This window comes from Sphingomonas sanxanigenens DSM 19645 = NX02, assembly GCF_000512205.2.
In the GTDB taxonomy this organism is placed as follows: domain Bacteria; phylum Pseudomonadota; class Alphaproteobacteria; order Sphingomonadales; family Sphingomonadaceae; genus Sphingomonas_D; species Sphingomonas_D sanxanigenens.
On the sequence record NZ_CP006644.1, the window covers coordinates 4854546 to 4878686 of the forward strand.

Annotated in this window: 17 protein-coding genes and 1 riboswitch; of the genes, 6 read left to right on the forward strand and 11 right to left on the reverse strand. The window is 67.8% G+C overall.

The genetic code is table 11. The features are described 5' to 3' along the window. Window positions 1-11 precede the first annotated feature (11 nt). Window positions 12-1394, forward strand: coding sequence for a phosphoglucomutase/phosphomannomutase PgmG (gene pgmG, locus NX02_RS22260; protein WP_025294371.1), 1383 nt, complete (start codon window positions 12-14; stop codon window positions 1392-1394). Window positions 1395-1431: 37 nt separating this feature from the next. Here pgmG and NX02_RS22265 read toward each other — a convergent pair whose 3' ends face one another. Genes NX02_RS22265 through mutS form a run of 4 tightly spaced genes read right to left on the reverse strand, consistent with a single transcriptional unit; the run spans window position 1432 to window position 7413 of the window. Further along, window positions 1432-4188, reverse strand: a complete 2757-nt coding sequence (locus NX02_RS22265; protein ID WP_025294372.1) for a [protein-PII] uridylyltransferase — start codon at window positions 4186-4188, stop codon at window positions 1432-1434. Window positions 4189-4219: 31 nt separating this feature from the next. Continuing rightward, window positions 4220-4519 (reverse strand): type II toxin-antitoxin system RelE/ParE family toxin, encoded by a 300-nt coding sequence (locus NX02_RS22270; RefSeq protein ID WP_025294373.1) that lies wholly within the window; start codon window positions 4517-4519, stop codon window positions 4220-4222. Then, window positions 4516-4803, reverse strand: coding sequence for a type II toxin-antitoxin system ParD family antitoxin (locus NX02_RS22275; RefSeq protein WP_025294374.1), 288 nt, complete (start codon window positions 4801-4803; stop codon window positions 4516-4518). Before NX02_RS22275 ends, NX02_RS22270 begins: the two co-directional genes overlap by 4 nt. Before the next feature lie 45 nt (window positions 4804-4848). Beyond that, complete coding sequence (gene mutS / locus NX02_RS22280) at window positions 4849-7413, reverse strand: DNA mismatch repair protein MutS (RefSeq protein WP_025294375.1); 2565 nt, start codon at window positions 7411-7413, stop codon at window positions 4849-4851. Window positions 7414-7581: 168 nt separating this feature from the next. Between mutS and NX02_RS22285 the strand changes: the two genes are divergently transcribed. Then, on the forward strand, window positions 7582-9846 hold the full coding sequence (locus NX02_RS22285; protein ID WP_025294376.1) for an NADP-dependent malic enzyme: 2265 nt from the start codon (window positions 7582-7584) through the stop codon (window positions 9844-9846). Window positions 9847-9887: 41 nt separating this feature from the next. Here the strand turns inward: NX02_RS22285 and NX02_RS22290 are convergent, their stop codons facing one another. Then, window positions 9888-10310, reverse strand: a complete 423-nt coding sequence (locus tag NX02_RS22290) for a VOC family protein (protein WP_039996782.1) — start codon at window positions 10308-10310, stop codon at window positions 9888-9890. Between the two features lie 79 nt (window positions 10311-10389). Next, window positions 10390-11088: a helix-turn-helix domain-containing protein gene (locus NX02_RS22295; RefSeq protein ID WP_025294378.1), complete on the reverse strand. Its 699-nt coding sequence runs from the start codon at window positions 11086-11088 to the stop codon at window positions 10390-10392. Between the two features lie 48 nt (window positions 11089-11136). Here NX02_RS22295 and hisN point away from each other — a divergent pair, with 48 nt between their 5' ends. The 4 genes from hisN to NX02_RS22315 all read left to right on the forward strand — a co-directional run bounded on the left by hisN (window position 11137) and on the right by NX02_RS22315 (window position 16591). Next, window positions 11137-11904, forward strand: a complete 768-nt coding sequence (gene hisN, locus NX02_RS22300) for a histidinol-phosphatase (RefSeq protein ID WP_025294379.1) — start codon at window positions 11137-11139, stop codon at window positions 11902-11904. A 113-nt stretch (window positions 11905-12017) separates the two neighbouring features. Next, entirely contained in the window at window positions 12018-13028 is a 1011-nt protein-coding gene (locus NX02_RS22305; protein WP_025294380.1) for an adenylate/guanylate cyclase domain-containing protein, read from the forward strand. A gap of 46 nt (window positions 13029-13074) precedes the next feature. Beyond that, window positions 13075-13182: riboswitch (TPP riboswitch) on the forward strand. Window positions 13183-13213: 31 nt separating this feature from the next. Beyond that, window positions 13214-15055: a phosphomethylpyrimidine synthase ThiC gene (gene thiC, locus NX02_RS22310; protein WP_025294381.1), complete on the forward strand. Its 1842-nt coding sequence runs from the start codon at window positions 13214-13216 to the stop codon at window positions 15053-15055. 123 nt (window positions 15056-15178) lie between these two features. Continuing rightward, window positions 15179-16591 carry a M20/M25/M40 family metallo-hydrolase gene (locus NX02_RS22315; RefSeq protein WP_025294382.1) on the forward strand — a complete coding sequence of 471 codons (1413 nt, stop codon included), beginning with the start codon at window positions 15179-15181 and terminating at the stop codon, window positions 16589-16591. A 23-nt stretch (window positions 16592-16614) separates the two neighbouring features. On the opposite strand, the gene NX02_RS22320 is transcribed toward NX02_RS22315, so the two are convergent. The 5 genes from NX02_RS22320 to NX02_RS22340 all read right to left on the reverse strand — a co-directional run bounded on the left by NX02_RS22320 (window position 16615) and on the right by NX02_RS22340 (window position 24002). Continuing rightward, entirely contained in the window at window positions 16615-17316 is a 702-nt protein-coding gene (locus tag NX02_RS22320; protein WP_039997964.1) for an extensin-like domain-containing protein, read from the reverse strand. Window positions 17317-17383: 67 nt separating this feature from the next. Next, on the reverse strand, window positions 17384-18169 hold the full coding sequence (locus tag NX02_RS22325; protein ID WP_025294384.1) for an NUDIX hydrolase: 786 nt from the start codon (window positions 18167-18169) through the stop codon (window positions 17384-17386). Window positions 18170-18223: 54 nt separating this feature from the next. Further along, the gene (locus NX02_RS22330) at window positions 18224-19651 is read right to left on the reverse strand and encodes an efflux transporter outer membrane subunit (RefSeq protein WP_025294385.1); all 1428 of its coding nucleotides are present in this window, start codon (window positions 19649-19651) and stop codon (window positions 18224-18226) included. Next, window positions 19644-22814, reverse strand: a complete 3171-nt coding sequence (locus NX02_RS22335) for an efflux RND transporter permease subunit (protein WP_025294386.1) — start codon at window positions 22812-22814, stop codon at window positions 19644-19646. Before NX02_RS22335 ends, NX02_RS22330 begins: the two co-directional genes overlap by 8 nt. Window positions 22815-22826: 12 nt before the next feature. Then, window positions 22827-24002 carry an efflux RND transporter periplasmic adaptor subunit gene (locus NX02_RS22340; protein ID WP_025294387.1) on the reverse strand — a complete coding sequence of 392 codons (1176 nt, stop codon included), beginning with the start codon at window positions 24000-24002 and terminating at the stop codon, window positions 22827-22829. Window positions 24003-24141: the final 139 nt, after the last annotated feature.

Consider the following 24141-nt stretch of genomic DNA (forward strand, 5'->3'; position numbering starts at 1 on the left):
GGAGTCCATCGATGAGCCACAAGTTCGACCCAACGACGCTGCGCGAATATGACATTCGCGGGATCGTCGGGAAGACGCTGAACCCGGCGGATGCCACCGCGATCGGCCGCGGCTTCGGCACGCTGCTGCGTCGCGCCGGCGGCACCCGCGCCGCCGTGGGCTATGACGGCCGTCATTCGTCGCCGCTGCTGGAGGCGGCGCTGGTGCAGGGCCTGATCGCGAGCGGCATCGACGTCGTCCGCGTCGGCCTCGGTCCCACCCCGATGCTCTATTATGCCGAAGCCGTGCTCGAGGTCGATGGCGGCATCATGATCACCGGCAGCCACAACCCGCCCGACTATAACGGCTTCAAGATGGTGTTCCAGCACCGCCCCTTCTTCGGTGAGGACATCCTGAAGATCGGCACGATGGCGGCCGAGGGCGACTGGGAAGAGGGCGAAGGCACCGTCACCAACGCCGACATCATGGACATGTATGTCGACCGGCTGATCGCCGGCTATCAGGGCGGTGCCTTCAAGGTGGCGTGGGACGCGGGCAACGGTGCTGCGGGCCCGGTGATCGAGAAGCTGGTGAAGTTCCTGCCCGGCGAGCATCACCTGCTCTACACCGATGTCGACGGCGACTTCCCCAACCACCATCCCGATCCCACCGAGGAGAAGAACCTCGTCGACCTCAAGGCATTGGTCGCCGAGAAGGGGCTCGACTTCGGCATCGGCTTCGACGGCGACGGCGATCGCATCGGCGCGATCGACGGCAAGGGCCGCGTGGTGTGGGGCGACCAGCTGCTGGGGATCCTCGCCGAGCCGGTGCTGAAGGCGGTTCCCGGCGGCACCATCATCGCCGATGTGAAGACCAGCCAGGCGCTCTACGACCGCGTCGCCGAACTCGGTGGCAAGCCGCTGATGTGGAAGACCGGCCACAGCCTAATCAAGGCGAAGATGAAGGAAGTCGACAGCCCGCTCGGCGGCGAGATGAGCGGCCACATCTTCTTCGCCTGGGATTATTACGGCTTCGACGACGCGATCTATGCGGCGGTGCGGTTGATGGGCGCGGTGCGGCACAGCGGCAAGTCGCTGACCGAGCTCAAGGATGCGATGCCGGCAATGGTCAACACGCCGGAAATGCGCTTCCAGGTCGACGAATCGCGCAAGTTCGCGGTGATCGAGGAAGTGCTGCAGCGGCTGGAAGCCGACGGCGCCGACATCAACCGCACCGACGGCGCGCGCGTGAACACCCCCGACGGCTGGTGGCTGCTGCGCGCCTCCAACACCCAGGACGTGCTGGTGGCGCGTGCCGAGGCGAAGGACGAGGCCGGGCTGGAACGGCTGCTGAAGCAGATCGACACGCAGCTCGAACTGTCGCACATCGCGCGCGGGGAGCAGGCGGGGCACTGAGTGCCAGGCGCCCCTCCCCGCGCGGGGAGGGGCGCTGCTACGCCGCCTCCAGCTCGCTCTCCCGACCCGCCGCGGCGTCGAGCAGCCGCGTCTCCAGCGCCTGGAGCCGCAGCGCGCCGTCGATCTTGTCGCCGATCAGGTCGGTTATGTAGAAGGTATCGACCGCGCGCTCGCCATAGGTGGCGATGTGCGCCGAGTGGATCGTGACCTTCGACTGGAACAGCGCATAGGCCAGCGCATTGAGCAGCGCCGGCCGGTCGCGCGCGTTGACCTCGATCACCGTGTAGCGGTTCGACGCCTTGTTATCGATCAGCACCACCGGCTCGATCGAGAAGGCCTCCGCGCGGATCTTGGCGAGCGGCCGCGCCTGCAGCCGCTCGTTGAGGCGGTTGCGATTGGCCAGCGCATCCTCGATCGTGCGGACGATCCGCTGCAGCCGGTCTTCCCCGTCGAACGGGCCGCCGCGCTGATCCTGCACAAGGAAGTTATCGAGCGCCATGCCGTCGCGCGTGGTGTGGATGCGTGCGTCGATGATGCTGGCGCCGGCGAGGTGGATGGCACCGGCGATCCGGTAGAACAAGCCGGGATGGTCGCTGGCATAGACGGTCACGAGGGTCGCGTCGCGGGCCGGATAGACCTGTGCCGCGATCGAGAGCGGCACATCCGCTTCCGCAACCTGCTTCGCATTGCGTTCGAGCACATCGACCGATTCGGCGATCCAGTAGGATTCGGGCAGGCGCCTGACGAGCGCGTCGAACGCCTCGTCGGTCCAGCCGAGCAGCCTCCTGAGTTCCGCCTGCTTGGCAACGACGCGTTCGCCGCGGCCGCGCTGCTTGTGGCCCAGCCGCAGCACTTCCTCCGCCGCGTCATAGAGGTCGGAGAGGAGCTGGCGCTTCCAGCCGTTCCACACCCCGGGGCCGACCGCGCGGATATCGACCACGGTCAGCACCAGCAGCAAGCGGAGCCGCTCGGGAGACTGCACCGCCTGGACGAAATCGAGCACCGTCTTGAAATCCGAGAGGTCGCGCTTGAACGCGGTGGCGGACATCAGCAGATGGCGGCGGACAAGCCAGGCGACGGTCTCGGTCTCGGCCGGGGTCATGCCGAAGCGCGGGCAGAGCTTGAGCGCCACCTCCGCGCCGAGCACGCTGTGGTCGCCGGCGCGGCCCTTTGCGATGTCGTGCAGCAGCACCGCGACGTAGAGCACCCGCCGCGAGACGATCTGATCCATGATCGCGGTCGCAAGCGGATGATCGGTTTCGAGCGCGCCCTTCTCGATCTTCGAAAGCAGGCCGATCGCGCGCACCGTGTGCTCGTCGACGGTGTAGTGATGATACATGTCGAACTGCATCTGCGCGACGACGCGGCCGAAGTCGGGCACGAAGCGGCCGAACACGCTCGCCTCGTTCATCCAGCGCAGCACCGTCTCGGGGTCACGCGGCGAGGTCAGTACATCCATGAAGAAGGCGTTGGCGCGGCGGTCGCGGCGCACGCCATTGTCGATCCGCCGCGCATCCCGCGAGGCGGCACGCATCGCCAGCGGATGGATCTCCAGCCCCTGCTCGTCGGCCAGCGCGAAGATCTGGATCAACCGCACCGGATCTTCCTGGAAGAAATCCTCGGACGGCAGCGCGAGCCTGCCGCGATCGAGCACGAAACCCTCGAGCTTCTTGGGCGCGCGGCGCATGATCGCGGGCAGGCCGAAGCGGCGGCCGCGCGCGGCGTGCTGCTCGTCGAGATGCGCGAGGAACAGGCCGGTGACATCGCCCACCTGCTTCGCGGTCAGGAAATAATGCTGCATGAAGCGCTCGACCGCGCTCTTCCCCGGCCGGTCGGCATAGCGCATCTTGACCGCGATCTCGCGCTGGACGTCGAACGTCAGCCGGTCCTCGCCGCGGCCGGACAGCGCGTGAAGATGGCACCGCACCGCCCACAGGAAGTTTTCGGCGCGCTGGAAGCGGCGCAGTTCCTCACGCGTGAGCAGCCCGGCATCGACCAGCTCGGCGACCGAGCGGACGCTGTGCACATATTTGCCGATCCAGAACAAGGTGTGGAGGTCGCGCAGCCCGCCCTTCCCCTCCTTCACATTGGGTTCGACGACATAGCGGCTATCGCCCATCTTGCGATGGCGCGCGTCGCGCTCGGCCAGCTTCTCCGCGACGAAGGTGCGCGCGGTGCCCGCCATCACCTCCCGGTCGAAGCGCTCCGCCGCCTGATCGTAGAGCGCCTGATCTCCCCACACATAGCGGCCTTCGAGCAAGGCGGTGCGGATGGTGAGATCCGCCTTGGCCATGCGCACCATCTCGTCGAGCGAGCGGCTGGAATGGCCCACCTTGAGGCCGAGATCCCACAGCAGATAGAGCATCGATTCGATGACCTGCTCGGTCCAGCCGGTCTGCTTCCAGGGGGTGAGGAAGGCGATGTCGACATCCGAGAAGGGCGCCATCTCGCCGCGGCCATAGCCGCCCACCGCAACCAGCACGATCCGTTCGCCCGCAGTGGGGTTGTTGATCGGATAGAGGCTGTGGGTGACGAAGTCGAAGATCAGCCGCAGCAACTGGTCGATCAGGAAGGCCTGGCCGCTCGCCGCCTCGAGCCCGCGCGAGGGATGCTCGTCCAGCCGCTTGGCGATCTCCGCGCGCCCATCGGCGAGCGCCTGGCGCAACAGGCCGGCGACCGCGGCGCGCAGTGCGGGATCACCCACCTTGGGATCGAGCGCGGCGATCGCATCGGCAAGCACGCGACGGTCGATGATCGCGCGGCGGTTGGGAAGGGCATCGAAGCGATTTGACATGGCTGGGAGATAAGGGCTGCCGACCGCCGCGTCACGCGTCGTCGCGCAGGATCCGTGGCAAATCGCGTGCGCTGTGGACGACGCGCACGATCAGCACATCATCGGCCAGCACGCGATAGAGGATGACGTAGGCGCCGATGCTGAGCGATCGCAAGCCATCGCCCAGTTCTGGCCGTGCGGGGCCGCTCATCGGAAAATCTCCGAGCCGCAGAATCAACCGCCGGATCTTCCCGATAAACCGTTCGGCAGCATCGATATCATCGGCGCCGATCATCTCGAAAAGCGCGCGCAGATCCTGGTCCGCTCGCGGAGCATAAACCGGCAGGCTCATTCGCCGACTTTGTGTGCTGCCAGCCGCGCCTTGCCCCGCGCAATGATATCGTCAAACCACGCGTCGGTAACTGGCTGCGGCTCGCCGCTGTCCAACCCTTCCTGCACCAACCGACGCAGTTCCGCGATATGGGCCAAATCAGCCTCACGCTGCTGCTTCCACTGGCGCAATGCCTCGCGGATTACCTCGCTGCTGCTCGCATAATCGCCGCTGGCGACGGCCTGATCGACGTCCATCGCCAGTTCCTCGGTCAAGGCAATGCTGATCTTGCGGACAACTCCCATCGATAACCTCCTAACAATCGGTACGACTTGGTCATACCATGGCCGTCATTCCGCCGCCAACGCCTTCAGCCGGTAGATCAGCTCCAGCGCCTCGCGCGGGCTGAGGGCATCGACGTCGATCGCGTCCAGCGCATCCCGCAGCGCGTCGACCTTCTCCTCCTCGGCCGCCGCGGCGGCTGCGAACAGCGGAAGTTCGTCGAGCCCAGCAGCGAGCCCGCCGGTCGCGGCGCGGCCGGCCTCCAGCTTCGCGAGCACCGATTTGGCGCGGGCGATCACCGGCGGCGGCAGGCCGGCGAGCTTGGCGACGGCGAGGCCATAGCTGCGGTCGGCAGGGCCATCGGATATCTCGTGCAGCAGCACCAGATCGCCCTTCCATTCGCGCGCGCGGACATGGTGCAATGACAGGCCGTCGAGCCGCTCGGCCAGCCGTGTGAGTTCGTGATAGTGCGTCGCGAACAGGCAGCGGCAACGGTTCGTCTCATGCACCGCCTCCACCACCGCCCAGGCGATGGCGAGGCCGTCATAGGTGCTGGTGCCGCGGCCGACCTCATCGAGGATGACCAGGCTCTGCGGCGTCGCCTGCGCGAGGATCGCGGCGGTCTCGACCATCTCGACCATGAAGGTCGACCGGCCGCGCGCGAGATTGTCCGAGGCGCCGACGCGGCTGAACAGCCGGTCCACCAGCCCCAGCCGCGCGCGCGCCGCGGGCACATAGCTGCCCGCCTGCGCCAGCACCGCGATCAGCGCGTTCTGGCGCAGGAAGGTCGATTTGCCGCCCATATTGGGGCCGGTGACGAGCCACAGCCGCCGCTCGGGCGAGAGCTTGCAGTCATTGGCGACGAAGCGGTCGCCGGCGCGCGCGAGCGACGCCTCGACGACGGGATGGCGCCCGCCCTCGATCTCGAGGCAGGGATGATCGGCGAATGCGGGCAGGCACCAGCCGCCCTCGATCGCGCGCGCGGCGAGCCCGGCGGCGACGTCGAGCCGCGCGAGCGCGTTGGCGGTGGCGGCGATCGGCGCGGCGCTCTCCATTGCCAGCGCAATCAGCGCTTCGAGATGCGCGGCCTCCGCCGCCAGCGCGTGCGCGCCGGCCTGCGTCACGCGGCTGGCGACATCGTGCAGATCGGGCGCGTTGAAACGGACGACACCGGCGAGGGTCTGGCGGTGGGTAAAGCCCGAATCCGCCGCCATCAGCGCGTCGGCATGCCGCGCCGGCACCTCGATATGATAGCCGAGCACGCCGTTGTGCTTGATCTTGAGCGCGCCGATGCCGGTCGATTCGCGATAACGCGCCTCAAGTGCTGCGATCGCGCGACGGCCATCGCCGCCGGTCGCGCGCAGTTCGTCGAGCGCAGCGTCATAACCCTCGGCGATATAGCCGCCTTGCGCCGCGTCGATCGGCGGCGAGGGCACCAGCGCGACGGCAAGCTGGTCGATCAGCGCGCCATGGCCGTCGAGCAGCGGCAGGAGTTCGGCAAGCAGCGGCGACAGCGCCGCCGATGCGGCGAGCGCGCCACGAAGCGACCGCGCCGCGGACAATCCGTCACGCAGCTGGCCGAGGTCGCGCGGAGAGCCACGCCCCGCGGCGAGACGGCCAAGCGCCCGACCGACGTCGGGCAGCGCCCGGAGGCTGGCGCGCATCGCGTCGCGCGTCGTCTGGTCCTCGGCGAAGAAGCGCACGAGACCGAGCCGGGCGGCGATGGCGGCGCGATCGACCAGCGGCGCGGCCAGATCGGCGCCCAGCATGCGCGCGCCCGCGCCGGTGACGGTGCGATCGACGATATCGAGCAGGCTGCCCGCGCGATTGCCCTGCGCGGTGCGGGTGAGTTCCAGGCTCTCGCGCGTCGCCGCGTCGATCATCATCGTGCCGCCCGCCAGCCGCCGTTCGGGCGGCTGGAGGAAGGGCAAGGTGCCCTTGCCGGCATGGTCGAGATAGGCGAGCAACCCACCCGCCGCCGCGAGTTCGGGCCGCGAGAAGCTTCCGAAGCCGTCGAGCGTCGCGACGCCGTAGAGCGTCTTGAGCCGCGTCTCGGCGCGCGCGCTGTCGAACCCCTCGCGCGGGCGGGCGAGGCCGTCGAATCCGGAACCCTCGGCGACCACAATCTCCGCGGGGTTGAGCCGCGCCAGCTCGGCGTCGAGCGTAGCGCCCGTAATCGCGGCCAGTTCGAACCGGCCGGTGGAGACATCGACGGCGGCAAGCCCGAGCCCGCCGGCCGCCTCGCCGATCGCGACCAGCCAGTTGGCCGCGCGCGAGTCGAGCAGTGCCTCCTCGGTCAATGTGCCGGCGGTGACGACGCGGACGACCGCGCGCGCTACCAGCGACTTGGAGCCCCGTGCCTTGGCCTCGGCAGGCGATTCCACCTGCTCGGCGATGGCGACGCGCTGCCCGGCCTTGATCAGCCGCGCGAGATAGGCCTCGGCCGAATGCGCCGGCACGCCGCACATCGGCACCGGCTGCCCGGCATGCTCGCCGCGCGCGGTAAGAGCGATGTCGAGGATCGCGGAGGCCGTGCGGGCATCGTCGAAGAACAGTTCGAAAAAGTCGCCCATCCGGTAGAACAAAAGGCAATCGGGCGCTTCGGCCTTCAACGTGAAATATTGCGCCATCATCGGCGTGGGGGCGGCATCGGTCATCGCGGTTCGATACACAGGGCGGCGGCCTGCGCGAAGCCCACGATGTTCCGCTACGTCAGCCGGCCGGAGATGGTTTCGATTGCCACCTTTCCCTTGCAACATCCCCGCCCTAAGGGGGAGGGCGAACAGCGGAGAGGGAAGCTGATGAGCGAAGGTGCGAACGTCCAGTTCTCGGAGCGCGAGGCGCTGCTGTTCCATTCCTACGGACGGCCCGGGAAGATCGAGATCATCGCGTCCAAGCCGATGGCGACGCAGCGCGACCTGAGCCTGGCCTATTCCCCCGGCGTCGCCGTGCCGGTCCGCGCGATCGCAGCCGACCCCGCGACCGCCTACGACTATACCGCCAAGGGCAACCTCGTCGCGGTGATCTCCAACGGCACCGCGATCCTGGGTCTCGGCAATCTCGGCGCGCTCGCGTCCAAGCCGGTCATGGAAGGCAAGGCGGTGCTGTTCAAGCGCTTCGCCGACGTCGATTCGATCGATCTCGAACTCGACACGGAGGATCCCGACGCCTTCATCAACGCGGTGGCGCTGCTGGAGCCCAGCTTCGGCGGCATCAACCTGGAAGATATCAAGGCGCCCGAATGCTTCATCATCGAGCAGGCGCTGAAGGAGCGGATGAACATTCCGGTCATGCATGACGACCAGCATGGTACCGCTATCATAACCGCCGCCGGCCTGATCAACGCCTGCCACATCACCGGACGCGACCTGAAGGACGTGCGGGTGGTGGTCAACGGCGCGGGCGCCGCGGCGATCGCCTGCACCGCGCTGATCAAGGCGATGGGCGTGCCGCACGACAATGTGCTGATGTGCGACCGCCAGGGCGTGATTTACCAGGGCCGCCAGGAAAACATGGACCAGTGGAAGTCCGCGCATGCGGCCAAGACCGACCGGCGCTCGCTGGCCGAGGCGATGGTCGATGCCGACATCTTCCTGGGCCTGTCCGCGGCGGGCGCGCTCAAGCCCGAGCTGGTGAAGACGATGGCCAAGCGGCCGATCATCTTCGCGATGGCCAATCCCGATCCGGAGATCACCCCGCCCGAGGCGAAGGCCGCGCGCCCCGACGTGATCATCGCCACCGGCCGTTCTGACTATCCCAACCAGGTGAACAACGTCCTCGGCTTCCCCTTCATCTTCCGCGGCGCGCTCGACGTGCGCGCGACGGCGATCAACGAGGAGATGAAGATCGCCGCTGCCAACGCGATCGCCGGGCTGGCGCGCGAGGCGGTGCCCGAAGAGGTGGCGCAGGCCTATGGCGGCCGCACCCACAGCTTCGGCGTCGACTATATCATCCCCGCCCCGTTCGATCCGCGGCTGATGGAGGTGGTGCCCGCCGCCGTCGCGCAGGCGGCGATGGACAGTGGCGTCGCCACCAAGCCGATCCTCGACATGGGTGCCTATCGCAACGCGCTGCGCGGCCGGCTCAACCCGACCACCTCGGTGCTGACGCTCGCCTACGAAGGCGCGCGCGCGCATCCCAAGCGCGTGCTGTTCGCCGAGGGCGAGGAAGAAGTGGTGCTGCGCGCGGCGATCCAGTTCCGCGACGGCGGCTATGGCACGCCGGTGCTGGTCGGCCGCGACGAGGTCTATGACCGGCTGAAGGCGCTGGGCGTCGACGATCCGCACAGCTTCGAGTTGCACAACAGCCGCATCTCGCCGCTGGTGCCGAAGATGGTGGAGCTGCTCTACGAGCGGCTGCAGCGCCGCGGCTACCTCAAGCGCGAGGTCGAGCGGATGGTCAACCAGGATCGCAACCTGTTCGGCTCGCTGTTGCTGAAGATGGGCGAAGCCGACGCGATGATCACCGGCGTGACCCGGCCCTATGCGCAGTCGATGCGCGAGATCCGCCGCGTGCTCGATCCGATCGAGGGCCAGACGCCGTTCGGCATCCACATCCTTGTCGGCCAGAGCCATACCGTGTTCATGGCCGACACGACGGTCAACGAGCGCCCCTCCGCCGCCTGCCTGGCGGACATCGCCGAGGGCACCGCCGCGGTCGCCCGCAAGATGGGCCACGAACCGCGCGTCGCCTTCCTCAGCTATTCCACCTTCGGCAACCCGCCGGGCAACTGGCTGGAGAGCATCCGCGAGGCGGTGGCAATCCTCGATGCGCGCGGCGTTTCGTTCGAGTTCGAGGGCGAGATGGCGCCCGACGTCGCGCTCAATCCGAAGCTGATGGCGAACTACCCGTTCTGCCGCCTTTCCGGGCCCGCCAACGTGCTGGTGATGCCGGGCCTCCAGTCCGCCAACATCTCCGCCAAGCTGCTGCGCGAACTGGGCGGCGATCATGTCATCGGGCCGATGCTGATCGGCATGGAGAAGTCGGTGCAGGTCGCGACGATGGCGTCGACCGCATCCGAACTGGTGACGCTCGCGGTGCTCGCTGCCGGCGGCATCGCCCGCTGATCGCGATGCTCCCCTCCCGCATGCGGGAGGGGAGCGGGCCGCTACGCCGCGAACGGATCGTAGCTGCCGAAATTCCAGACATTGCCCTCGGTATCGAGCGCGTCATAGGCGCGCCCCGGATAGCCGGCATTGTCGTATGGCGCGCGGATGATCCGGGCGCCGGCGGCGGCCGCGCGGGCGGCATGAGCATCGGGATCGTCGATCACCGCGCAGACGCACATCGTGATGCCGCCGGCCTCGGCCGGCGTCTTCCAGTTGTAGAGCTTCGCCGATTCGCTGCCGTTATCGGCGCTGCCGAGCATGATCATGTTGCCGTCGAGCGTCAGCTGGGCGTGGTGGATGATCGAGGGATCGGCATCGTCGGCATAGACGGCATGCCGCTCGAAGCCGAAGGCATCGCACAGGAAGGCGATGGCAGCGGGCGCATCCGCGTAGCGCAGGCAGGGAATCAGGGCGTGGTGCATTGTGGCTCTCCCGAACTGAAGCATTGCCACGAAGCCTAGCGACGCGCCGCCGGCCGGTCTTGCACCGATGGAAGATCAGCTATCGCGCACGCCATAGCCGTGCGGCAGCAGCCGTCGGCGCAGTTCGCCCGGTCGTCTCGCGAAAGCGGCGCGCGAAATGCTGGCGGCTGAGGTCGAGCTCGGCGGCCAGGGCGGCGACCGGCGGCGGCGATGCGCTCGCCAACCGGCGTTCGGCGTGGAGCATGGCCGCGTCCGGGGCTGGCGCCTCGGCCAGCCGCTGGATGATCGCCCGTTCGAGCAGCGCGAAACGGAACTGCGCGTCCGCGGTCTCGCCCAGCCGCTGGCACAGGCTGCGGATACCGGGGCCGAGCACCGCCTCCAGATCGACGCAGCGGTTGAGCAGATGCTCCAGCGGCATGCCGAGCAGGCGCGACAGCGTGGCGCGGGTGAGGAACACGTGCACCCCGGCCTGCGTGCCGGTGGAGCGGGAGATCGCCGTGGCCGTGTGAATGCCCGCCACGAACCCTTCGCCGGGGCCCAGCCGCAGCACGTCCCCCCGCCCGTCGCAAAGCTCGAGCACGTCGCCGAGATTGACGATCAGCACCACCGCGGTGGAGGCGAGTTCGCGCCGCGCGGTGAAGGATGCGGTGCGTTCCCAATAGCTGGCATAGCCGCGCACGGCGCCGGCCAGCGCGGTACCCGGCGTGGCGCGCACCACGCCCCACGCGTCGATACCGTCGTCATGCCGGTTCCGTGCGACGATGCGAGGCGAATCCATCGGTTCTGGAGCCTAGCCCCCTCGGCCCGGCTGGGCTAGGTCATCGCCATGGTCAGCGACAGCGATATCCAACTTGCCCGACGACTCGCCGACGCCGCCGGCGCCGCGATCCGCCCCTTTTTCCGCCAGCGTTTCGAGATCGAGACCAAGGGAGACAATTCGCCGGTTACCGAGGCCGATCGCGCCGCCGAGGCGGCGATTCGCGCGCTGCTCGCCACCGAACGGCCCGCCGACGGCGTGATCGGTGAGGAATATGGCATCGATCGCGGCGATGCGGAGCGGGTGTGGGTGCTCGATCCGATCGACGGCACCCGCGCCTTCATCGGTGGCCGGCCGATCTTCGGCACGCTCATCGCGCTGCTGGAGGCCGGGCGCCCGGTGCTGGGCGTGATCGACCAGCCGATCAGCGGCGAGCGGTGGCTGGGCGCCACCGGCCACCCGACCCTCTTCCAGGGCGCCCCTGCGAGGACGCGGCGCTGCCCGGTCATCCCCTCCGCGCTGTTCGCCACGACCGCGCCCTGGCTGTTCGACGAGATCGGCGGCCACTGGTTCGAAACGCTGCGGATGCGCTGCCGCGACACCTTGCTGGGCGGCGACTGCTACAATTACGGGCTGCTCGCCTCGGGCCATATCGACCTTGTCGTCGAGCAGGGGCTGAAGCTCTACGACTTCGCGGCGCTGGTGCCGGTGGTCGAGGGCGCCGGCGGCCGGATGTGCGACTGGCAGGGCCGCGCGCTCGGCGACGGCAGCGACGGACGGGTGATCGCGGTGGGAGATCCCGCGCTCGCCGATGCGGTGCTCACACTGTTCGGTTGATCGCACGTGCCGATTAGGGAATTGCGTCGCAGCGGCATCGGCAATATTCGGGATATGACTCGCTGCCCTGCGGCCAGATGAAGACAGGGGAGAAGGGGGGTTCTTCGCAGCGCATGGCGGCATCCGATCCGTATATCACAGCGATCATTGCCGGCCGCGATATCCGCTTCTCGATCGAACGGCTGAGCGTCTGTCGGATCGGCCGCAGCCCGCATTCGACGATCATCCTCGACGATCAGGTCGCTTCGCGCGAGCATGCGATGATCCGCCGCGACGCCACCGGCCATTGCGTCGTTTCCGACAGCGGCAGCCGCAACGGCACCTTGCTCAACGGCCGCCAGCTGACCACGCCCACGCGCCTGTCCGATCAGGACATCATCCGCATCGGCAACCAGGAATTGCTGTTCAACCAGCCCGAGCCCGCGACGACGGTGGCGGATTTCGATTCGCCGCTGCCGACGATGGTCCATCTCGCCAACAGCCTGATCAGCGTGATGGTGGCGGACATGCGCAACTATACCGTGCTGTCGCGCGAACTGGGTGAACAGCGGATTTCGGCGCTGATGAGCGAGATCTTCCGCGAGATCGGCGCCGTGCTGTTCCGCAACAAGAGCTGGTCGCAGAAATATATCGGCGATGCGGTGATGGCGGTTTGGCTGCATCCCGGCGCATCGGTGATGCCGGAGGAGCTGGCGGTGGTGATCGATACGATCGCGCAGATCAACCTGATCATCGAGCCGATGCAGCAGCGCTTCTCGCTGCCGCGGCCGCTGGCGTTCGGCGCCGCGATCAACACCGGCTATGCCCAGATCGGCAATATGGGCAGCACCGCCATCGCCGACTTCACCGCGCTGGGCGATACCGTGAACAAGGCGTTCCGCCTCGAATCCGCGTGCAAGGAACTGGGTTGCGAGATCGTCGTCGGCAAATCGGCGCTCGACATGCTCAAGACGCCGATCCCCGACCATATGCGCCCGCCGATGACGCATGTGTCGATCAAGGGCTATGACGCGCCGGAGACCGTCTATCGGCTGATGTTCCGCGATCTGCCACGGCTGGCGACGCTGGTGATGACGAGCCGCGACGGCAGCGGCCCGACGACGCGAGACAATACAGCGCTCTGAACGCCTGTCTGGGGGCTAGCCACGCCGGCGATAAGCCCATACAACCGCGCTATCCCCGGGGGGCTGCACGCAAGCAGCTGAGATATGGCTGATGCCATGACCCGCTGAACCTGATCCGGTTAGCGCCGGCGTAGGGAGGGAGGCGCGGGCCGCCGCTCTCTTTCCCGTTGAAGGAGAGTTATAGAATGGCCGACATCCCAGCCCGTACCGAGCTTGCCGTCACCACCGGCCCGATCCGCGGCAGCCGCAAGATCCATGTCGGCGCGCATCGCGTGGCGATGCGCGAGATCGATCTCGAGCCGTCGTCGGGCGAGCCGCCGGTGCGCGTCTATGACTGCTCGGGCCCCTATACCGACCCCAATGCGCGCATCGACATCATGGCGGGCCTCCCCGAACTGCGCCGGGACTGGATCCGCAGCCGCGGCGACGTGGAAGAAGTCGACCAGCGCGAGGTGAAGCCGGAGGATAATGGCCAGCTCGGCCCCGATCGCTCGGGCGGCGTGCCGGCCTTCCCCAACGTCCGCCGCAAGGTGCTGCGCGCGAAGGCCGGCGCCAATGTCAGCCAGATGCATTATGCCCGCCGCGGCATCATCACCCCCGAGATGGAATATGTCGCGATCCGCGAGAATGTCGGCCGCGCCGCGCTCAAGGAAAAGCTGATCCGCGACGGCCAGGATTTCGGCGCGTCGATCCCCGATTATGTGACGCCCGAGTTCGTGCGCGACGAGGTCGCCCGCGGCCGCGCGATCATCCCCAACAACATCAACCACCCCGAAACCGAGCCGATGGCGATCGGCCGCAACTTCCTGGTGAAGATCAACGCCAATATCGGCAATTCGGCGGTTGCGTCGAACGTCGCGGCCGAGGTCGACAAGATGGTCTGGTCGATCCGCTGGGGCGCCGACACGGTGATGGACCTTTCCACCGGCCGCAACATCCACGACACCCGCGAGTGGATCCTGCGCAACGCGCCCGTGCCGATCGGCACCGTGCCGATCTACCAGGCGCTGGAGAAGGTGGGCGGCATCGCCGAGGATCTGACATGGGAGATCTTCCGCGACACGCTGATCGAGCAGGCCGAACAGGGCGTCGACTATTTCACGATCCACGCCGGCGTGCGGCTGCCCTATATCCCGATGACCGCCAAGCGCGTGACCGGCATCGTCAGCCGCGGCGGATCGATCATGGCGAAATGGTGCCTCGCGCACCACAAGGAGAGCTTCCTCTACGAGCGCTTCGAGGACATCTGCGAGATCATGAAGGCCTATGATGTCGCCTTCTCGCTGGGTGACGGCCTCCGCCCCGGGTCGATCGCCGACGCCAACGACGAAGCCCAGTTCAGCGAACTCGCGACGTTGGGCGAGCTGACGCAGGTCGCGTGGAAGCATGACGTGCAGGTGATGATCGAGGGCCCCGGCCATGTGCCGATGCACAAGATCAAGGCCAATATGGACAAGCAGCTCGAAGCGTGCGGCGAGGCCCCCTTCTACACGCTCGGGCCGCTCACCACCGACATCGCGCCGGGCTACGACCATATCACCTCGGCGATCGGCGCGGCGATGATCGGCTGGTTCGGCACCGCGATGCTCTGCTACGTGACGCCCAAGGAGCATCTGGGGCTGCCCGATCGCGACGATGTGAAGGTCGGCGTCGTCACCTACAAGCTCGCCGCCCATGCCGCGGATCTGGCCAAGGGCCATCCCGCCGCCAAGCTGCGCGACGATGCGCTGAGCCGCGCCCGCTTCGAATTCCGCTGGCGCGACCAGTTCAACCTGTCGCTCGATCCCGACACGGCGGAGCAGTATCACGACCAGACCCTGCCGGCCGAGGGCGCCAAGTCGGCGCATTTCTGCTCGATGTGCGGGCCGAAATTCTGCTCGATGAAGATCACCCAGGAAGTGCGCGACTTCGCGGCGAAGCAGAACAGCAGCGCCGACACCTTCATCGCCGCCGAGGAAGGCATGGCGGAAATGAGCGAGAAGTTCCGCGAGAAGGGCAGCGAAATCTACCTGCCGGCAGCGGAGTAGCAGACGTCTCGAGCCCTCTCCCTTTTGTGGGAGAGGGCTTTTTTCCGTGCCGGCAGTTTGCGCTTTACGCCCGAGCCAAAGCCCCCGAGACATGAAGCCGGCCTTTGGGCAGGGGGGAATGAAATGCGAGCGATATCGGCGGCGCTGCTGGCAGCAGCGGCAGCGATCACGGCAACCGGGGCCCAGGCGCAGACGAGGCAGTTGCGGCCCGATCAGCAACGCTATCGCGCCTTGCTGAAGGAAATGGTGGAAACCAACACCACCGTCACCACCGGAAGCTGCACCGATCTCGCGACGAAGATCGCCGGGCATCTGAAATCCGCGGGCTTTGCCGACAGCGACATCACCCGGTTCGCGGTGCCGGAGCATCCCAAGGACGGCGGGATCGTGGTGGTGCTGCCGGGCAGTTCCAAGACGCTGAAGCCGATGCTGCTGCTGGGGCATCTCGACGTGGTCGAGGCCAAGCGCGCCGACTGGACGCGCGATCCCTTCGCCTTCATCGAGGAAGGCGGCTATTTCTATGGCCGCGGCGTCGCCGACATGAAGGCGATGGACGCGATCTGGGTCGACGCGTTCATGCGCATGAAGGAAGAGGGCTATCGCCCCAAGCGCACGATCAAGCTGGCGCTGACCTGCGGCGAGGAAACCACCTGGGCCTTCAACGGCGCGCAATGGCTGGCGGCGAACCGGCCTGAACTGATCGCGGCGGAATTCGCGCTCAACGAGGGCGGCGGCGGCGATACCGACGGCAAGGGCAAATTGATCGCGCAGCAGTTGCAGGTCGGCGAGAAGGCGGTGCAGAACTATCGGCTGGAGACCACCAACCCCGGCGGCCACAGTTCGGTGCCGGTGCCCGACAACGCGATCTACGAGCTCGCCCAGGCGCTGACCCGAATCCAGGCGCATGAATTCCCGGTCGAGCTCAACGATACGACGCGCGCCTACTTCACCCAGACCGGCACATCGCGGAAGGACGAGGTGGGTGCGGCGATGCTGGCGATCGTCAGGAACCCGGGCGACAAGGCGGCCGAGGCGATCCTCAACACCGATCGCGGCTTCCATTCGATGCTGCGCACGACCTGCGTCGCCACCCTGCTCGAAGGCGGCCATGCCAACAACGCGCTGCCGCAGCGCGCCGCGGCCAACGTCAATTGCCGCATCTTCCCCGGGCACGGCGTCGAGGAAACGCAGGCGAAGCTCGTCGCGGTGATCGGCGATCCCAAGGTGACGGTAACGCTGGTGCCGCCCGTCCGCCCCCTCGCCAAGACGCCGCCGATGGATCCGAAGATCATCGATCCGATGACGACGCTCTCGGCGCGCTATTTTCCGGGCGTGCCGGTGGTGCCCGCAATGGCGACGGGCGCGACCGACGGCATCTTCCTGCAGGCGATCGGCATCCCGACCTATGGCGTGCCCGGTTCCTGGTACGACCCCGACGGCAATGGCGCACATGGCCTGAACGAGCGGATCGAGGCGCGCGGCGTCTATGTCGGCCGCGACTATCTGTTCGACCTGATCAAGGCCTATGCGGGCTGAATGAGCGTGCGCGTGCCGGGTGACTACCGGCAGGCGCGCCAGCCGGCCTTGCCGCGTTCGGCCTGGTCGAGGTGCAGATGATCGCGGTGGGCGCGATTATAGTCGGGTGACAGCACCGTCGAGAAGGTCTTGCAGGCGCCGTCGCGTACCTCGCGCAGGAAGGCGGCGCGATCCCCCGCCCCCTGCCAGTCCGTCAGCACGCTGATCCGCCGGCCGTCGTCCAGCCGGAAGCCGGCGATGTCGATCGCATCGGCGGTCGAATGCTCGCTCCACGCGCGGCGGCCGGCGATGTGGCGGCAATTATAGGTGCCGAACTGGTCGAACGCGACGACGCGCGCGCCGAGATGGCGCCGCGCCGCGGGCTGGACGATGTTCCATTCCCACAGCGCCAGCCCCGCCGCCACCGGGCAGGCCATGATCGGCCCGGTGGGGCGGAAGCCGATCTCGCGCGCGCCGCCGGGCGCCAGCCGCAGGCCATCGGCATAATGGCACTGGCCGGTGCCGTGCGGCGCGACCGCGGTGAACCTGACGCCGGCATCGTCGAGCAGCGCGCGGCAGAGCGTGGCGTCACCCGTCAGCCCGGCGAGCTTGCGGCCGGTGAACAGCCCGATCGGATCGGCCAGGTTGAGGCGCGTCCACGGCAGATCCTCGGGATGGTCGCGGTTCCAGACGTGGAGCACGAAGCCCGCCACCCCGAGCAACGACACCAGCACCGCGATGCGCAGCCAGCGCCCGGCCGTGCTGCGCCGGCGCGGCCGGGCACGCTTGCGTCGTTGCGCCACGCGCGCCGCCTCAGCCGCGGAGCGCCGAGGCCAGCGGCTCGGCCGTCACCGGATAGCCGAGCCCGGCGGGAATGCAGAGATGCTGTTCACCGTCGCGCACCTCGACCCAGGGCGAGATCGTGTCGATCGGATGCAACGCGGCATGCGCGATCGCCTCGGCATGGCTGGCGAACTGCGCCAGCCGTTCGAGGTTGCGGCGCGTCGGGAAGATCAGCCGGCGCGTGCCCGCGCTGCCCGCCTCGAGCACGTCGGCGGCGCTGATCCACAACGCATGGACATTCTCGGTCGCATCGACGCGCGGTTCCGGCGCATCGGCTGCGGCGCGGGCCAGGTAGAAGCGCGTGTCGAAGATGCGCGTCTCATGCCCCTTCGGGCACCAGCGCGCGAACGGCGCCAGCGCCGCGAGATCGAGCGACAGGCGATGGCGATCGAGCAGCGCGGAAAAGGGCGTGCCGCCCGTCGCGAGCGCGGCGCGCAGGTCGGCAAGCCCGGCGGCATCGGGCGCGGGACCGAGGCCGACGGCGATGCCGCTTTCCTCGATCGTCTCGCGGATCGCGGCGACGCGGGCGGCGGCGTCCTCGGGCGAAAGGTCCGCGAAGCGCGCCGCGAGCCGATGGTCGTCGGGGTCGACGCGCCCGCCGGGAAACACCAGCGCCTGCGCCGCGAACGCCATCTTGCCCGATCGCTCGACCATCAGCAGTTCGGGCGGCGCCCCGGCCACGCGCTCACGGAACAGCACCAGCGTCGCGGCCGGGATGGCCGTGCTGGCGGGTACTGCTGCGCTGTCGGTGGTCATGATGACGGGGCTAGACGATTATCCCGCCGGAGGAAATGCGCAGGCGGTGCCGCGTCAGCCGCCGCCCCCGTCGACCAGCCCGCCGCCCAGCGCGACGTAGAGCGCCACCAGATTTTCCGCCTGCGTGCGCTTGGCCTGGAGCAGCGCCTGTTCCGCCGAGAACAGGTTGCGCTCGGCGTCGAGCACCTCGAGATAATCGGCGACGCCCTCGCGGTAGCGCGTGCGCGCAAGGCTCGCGAGTTGGCGCTGCGCGGTGGTCGCACGCTCCTGCGCGGAGACCTGCTCGGCCAGATAACGGCGGCCGGCGAGCGCATCGCCCACCTCCTGGAACGCGCCCTGGATCGCGCGCTCATAATTGGCGATGGCGATGTTCTCGCGCGCCTCGGCAACCGAAAGATTGCTCTTGGTGCGCCCCCAATCGAAGATCGGCAGCGAGATCGCCGGCCCATAGCTCCACTGCCTGGTGTCCGATCCGATGAGGTCGTCGAGCGCGTTGGAGGCGAAACCGAAGCTGCCGGTCAACGAGATCGTCGGGAAAAAGGCCGCGCGCGCCGCGCCGATATTGGCGCGGGCGGCGCGCAACCGTTCCTCGGCGGCGATGATATCGGGACGCGCGGTGAGCAGGTCTGACGGCAGCCCAGCCTCCAGCCGCGGCGATTCGGTCTGCTGTGCCAGCGACAGGGGCTCGGGCAGGTCGGTGGGCAGCACCCCGCCGACGAGCACGGTCATGAAGTTGCGCGCCTGCGCCTGCGCGAGCCTGAGCGCGGCAAGCTCGGTCTCCGCCTGCGTCAGCAAGGTTTCGGACTGGCGATAGTCGAGCGCGGAGGTCACCCCCGCATCGAGGCGGCGCTTGGCGATGCGCAGCCCGTCCTGCCGGCTCTTCACCGTCGCTTCGGCCAGCGCGATGCGTTCGTCGGATTCGCGGATCGTGAAATAGCTCGTCGCCACGTCGCGGATCAGGCTCAGGCGGAAGGCGCGTTCCGCCTCCACCGTCGCGAAGAACTGGCTGCGCGCCGCCTCGTTGAGGTTGCGCACCCGGCCCCAGAAATCGAGCTCGAAGCTCGTGACGCCGACACCGGCGCGATACTGTTCCTGCGTGAAGCCGGTGATCCCGGGGATGCCGATCCCGGCGGCCGGGGTGCGGCTCTTGGTATAGGATGCCGAGCCGTCCAGCGTCGGCAGCTGGTCCGCACGCTGGATGCGATACTGGCCGCGCGCCTCCTCGATCTGCGCGATCGAGACGGCGAGGTCGCGGTTGTTGGCCAGCGCCTCGCGGATCAGCCGCTCCAGCCGGGGATCGGCGAAGAAATCGGTCCAGCCGATCTCGGTGGCGCGGACCGCACCGGCGCCGGCGGGCATGTCGACACCCTCCGGATAGGCATCGGTCACCGGCAGGTCGGGGCGGATATGCTTGGGCGCCATGTTGCACGACGCCAGCATGGTCGCGGCGAGCAGCACCGCGGGAGCTGCGAGCTTATGCATGGGCGGAGCCCTCCTTCGGCGCGGCGTCGCGATCATGATGCATGCTCGGCCGCTTCTTGGTGATCCAGCGGCGGACCGAGAGATAGAAGACGGGGATGAAGAACACGCCGAGGATGGTCGCCGCGATCATCCCGCCCATCACGCCAGAGCCCACCGCGATGCGGCTGGCGGCGCCGGCGCCGCTTGCGATCACCAGCGGCACCATGCCGAGGATGAAGGCGAGCGACGTCATGATGATCGGTCGCAGACGCAGCTTCACCGCTTCCATCACCGCGTCGAACGGGTTCTTGCCCCTATCCTCCTGCTCGATCGCGAACTCGACGATCAGGATCGCGTTCTTGGCGGCAAGGCCGATGATCGTGATCAGGCCGACGTTGAAATAGACGTCCGCCGAAAGCCCGCGGAGCATCGAGAACAGCACCGAGCCGAGCACGCCCAACGGCACGACCAGCAGCACCGCGATCGGGATCGACCAGCTTTCGTAGAGCGCCGCAAGCAGCAGGAACACCACCACCAGCGAGAGACCGAGCAGCAGGCCGATCTGGCCAGCGGACTGCTTCTCCTCATAGGAGATGCCGGTCCATTCGAAGGAGAAGCCGGTGGGCAGACCCTTGGCGATCCGCTCCATTTCCGCCATCGCCTCGCCGCTCGAACGGCCGGGCGCCGGGGTGCCCGAGATCGTCATCGCCGAATAGCCGTTGTAGCGCTGGAGCTGCGGCGGGCCTGCGGTCCACTGCACGGTGGTGAAGGCGCCGAACGGCACCATCTGGCCTTCCGCGTTGCGCGTGCGCAGGTCGAGCACGTCCTGCGGAGTCATGCGGTGCGGCGCATCGGCCTGCAACAGCACGCGCAGTACGCGGCCGTCGCGGGTGAAGTCGTTGGCGTAGGCACTGCCGAAGGCGATGGCGAGCGTCGCGTTGACGTCCCCGATCGACAGGCCGAGCGCGCGCGCCTTCACCCGATCGATCTCCACCTTGAGCTGCGGCGCATCCTCCTGCCCTTCGGGGCGGACGCCCGCGAGCACGGGGCTCTGGCTCGCCGCACCCAGCACCTGGTTGCGTGCCGCGAGCAGCGCCGCCTGGCCGTTGTTGCCGCGATCCTGGAGCTTGAAGGTGAAGCCGCTGGCATTGCCCAGTTCCTGGATCGGCGGCGGGTTGAGCGAGAAGACCATCGCCTCCTTGACCGTACCCATCAGCCCCAGCGCACGGCCGACGAGGCCCAACGCGCTGTTTTCCCTGCCCTTGCGCTCTTCCCACGGTTTCAGCGGCGCGAACATGATCGCGTTGTTCTGGCCCTGGCCGAAGAAGCTGAAGCCGCGGATGATGATGAGGTTCTCAAGCTGCGGTTGCTGCTTGTAGAACGCCTTGACCTGATCGATCGCGACGTTGGTCCGCTCGAGCGTGGCGCCCGGCGGTGCCTGCACCACGCTGATCACATAGCCCTGATCCTCCGAGGGCAGGAAGCCGCCGGGCACCCGGGTGAACAGCAGCGCGGTCACGCCGACGAGCGCGAGGAACACCGCCAGCCAGCGCACCGGTGCCCTGAGCATCTTGCCGATCCCGCCCTGATAGCGGTCCGTCGTGCGTCCGAACCAGCGGTTGAAGCGATCGAAGAAGCCGCTGGCGAAGCGCCCGACCGGGCCGGTGTGGTGGCTATGGTCGTGCGGCTTGAGCAGGGTTGCGCACAAAGCCGGCGTCAAGGTCAGCGCGAGCAGCGCCGAGAAGGCGATCGAGATGGCGAGCGTCACCGAGAACTGGCGATAGATGCCGCCGGTGGAGCCCGGGAAGAAGGCCATCGGGATGAACACCGCGATCAGCACCAGGGTGATGCCGATGATCGCCGAGGTGATCTGCCCCATCGCCTTCACCGTCGCGTCGCGCGGCGAAAGCCCTTCCTCGCTCATGATGCGCTCGACATTCTCGATGACGACGATCGCGTCGTCGACGAGGATGCCGATCGCAAGCACCATGCCGAACAGGCTGAGCACGTTGATCGAGAAGCCGAACAGCCACAGGCCGAGGCAGGCGCCGGCCAGCGCGATCGGCACGACGATCGTCGGGATCACCGTCGCGCGCCAGTTCTGCAGGAAGAGGAACATGACGAGGAAGACGAGCACCATCGCCTCGATCAGCGTCTTGACCACCTCTTCGACCGAGACGTTGATGAACGGCGTGGTGTCGTAGGGAATCGACCATTTGTAGCCGGCCGGGAAGGTGCTCGAAAGCTCTTTCATCCGCTCCTTGACCGCTTCCGCGGTGGCAAGCGCGTTGGCACCGGTCGAGAGCTGGACGGCGAGACCAGCCATCGGCCTGCCGCTGAGTTCGCTCGAGAAGATGTAGTTGGCGGCGCCAAGCTCGACGCGGCCGACATCCTTGAGCGTGATCGCCGACCCGTCCGGATTGGCGCGCAGGATGATCTGCTCGAACTGCTCGGGCCGGGTGAAGCGGCTCTGCGTCGTGATCGTGGCGTTGATCTCGGTGCCGTTGGCGATCGGCAGATCGCCGAGCTGGCCGCCCGGGGACTGGCTGTTCTGCTCCTGAACCGCCGCCAGCGCTTCGGCCTGCGACAGGTTGTAGCTGGCGAGCTTTTCGGGATCGAGCCAGATGCGCATCGCGTATTCGGGCGAGAAGGACTGGATGTTGCCGACGCCGGTTACGCGGCGCAGTTCGTCGACCACGCGCGTGTTGGCGAAGTTGCCGAGCTCGTACGGGTCGTTGGTCTGGTTGTCGGTGGTGATCGCCACGATCAACAGGAAGCCCGGATTGGCCTCGTTGACCTGGATGCCCTGGCGCCGGACCTCTTCGGGCAGCCGCTGCTCGACGCGCCGCAGGCGGTTCTGCACCTCCATCTGCGCGTCGTCGATATCGGTACCGGCGACGAAGGTGACGGTGATCTCCGCGGTGCCGTTCGAGTTGGAGGTGGACGACATGTAGAGGAAGCCCTCCACGCCGTTGAGCTCCTGCTCGATGATCTGCGTCGCGTTCTGCTCAAGCGTCTGCGCGTCGGCGCCGGGGTAGGTGATGCTGATCGTCAGCGAGGGGGGCGCGACGGTCGGATATTGCTCGATCGGCAGCGCGCGCAGCGCGATGATCCCGGCAAGCAGGATGCCGAGGGCGATCACCCAGGCGAAGACCGGGCGGTCGATGAAAAAGCGGGGGGACATCGAGGCCTCCGATCAGCGTTGCGCAGGCGCGGGCGCCGCGGCGGGCTTGCCGGGGGGCACGATCGTCACCGGCTTGTCGGGCATCACCTTCTGGAGACCGTCGGTGATCACCTTGTCGCCGGGCTTCAGCCCGTCGAGGATCACCCAATTGGCACCCTGCAGGTCGCCCAGCTTCACCGGCCGCACCATCGCGACGTTCTTGGGGCCGACGACCATCACCGAAGCGCCCTGCGGCGTGGTGCGGACCGCCCGCTGCGGCACGACGAGACCATCGGGGCGCGTGCCGATCTCGGCGCGGGCACGGACGAACTGGCCCGGCAGCAGCACGCGCTGCGGGTTGGGCACTTCGGCGCGCAGCGCGGCGGTGCCGGTCTGTTCGTCGATCGCGAGATCGAGGAAGTCGATCACGCCCTGCGCCGGATAGATGCTGCCATCTTCCAGGATCAGCGTGACCCGCACCTGGTTGAGGTTGCCCATCTTGATCTTGCCCGAGGCGACGTCGCGACGCACCGCGAGGACGTCCGAACTGGACTGCGAGAAATTGACGTAGACGCGGTCGATCTGTTCGATCGTCGTCAGCAAGGTGCCGCTGCTGGCGCTGACCAGCGCACCCTCGGTCACCGCCGCACGGCTCGCCCGGCCGGAGATCGGCGCGGTCACCGTGGAATAGCCGAGGTTCAGCCGCGCCGAATCGACCTGCGCGCGGGCCTGCGCCACGTCTGCCTGGGCAGTGCGGAGCTGTGCCACGGCGGCATCATATTCCTGCTTGCTGATCGCCTGTTCGGGCACGAGCTGCTCGTAGCGGCCGACCACCTGCGCCGCGTTGGCCGCGGTTGCCTGGCTGCGCTGGAGCTGCGCCTGCACGCCGTTCAGGCTGGCGCGCAGTTCGCGCGGATCGATCTGGAACAACGCCTTGCCGGCGGACACATCGGTGCCCTCCTCGTAAAGGCGCGCCTCGATGATGCCGTTGACGCGCGCGCGCACTTCGGCGGTACGGACCGCCTGGATGCGGCCGGGCAATTCGATGACGTTCGCCACCGGCTGCTGGGTGACGGTGTAGACCGTCACCGCGGGCGGCGGCGGCGGCGGCTGCTGCTGTTGTCCACCACATGCGGACAGCGCAAGCGCCAGCCCGATCACCGTCGCCAGCGCCGTGCCGCGACCGGCCAGTCCCTGTTTGCGAATCATCCTGTTCGTCCTGATCGTTAGGGCGATGCCGACTATACCGCATCGCAACAATGCTTGTCTGCGCCGGTAATGTAACGTACATTACAGGTCAAGGTCGTTTCTGCGAACGTCTTTCAGGAGTGTGGGTGGGGTGGTTAAG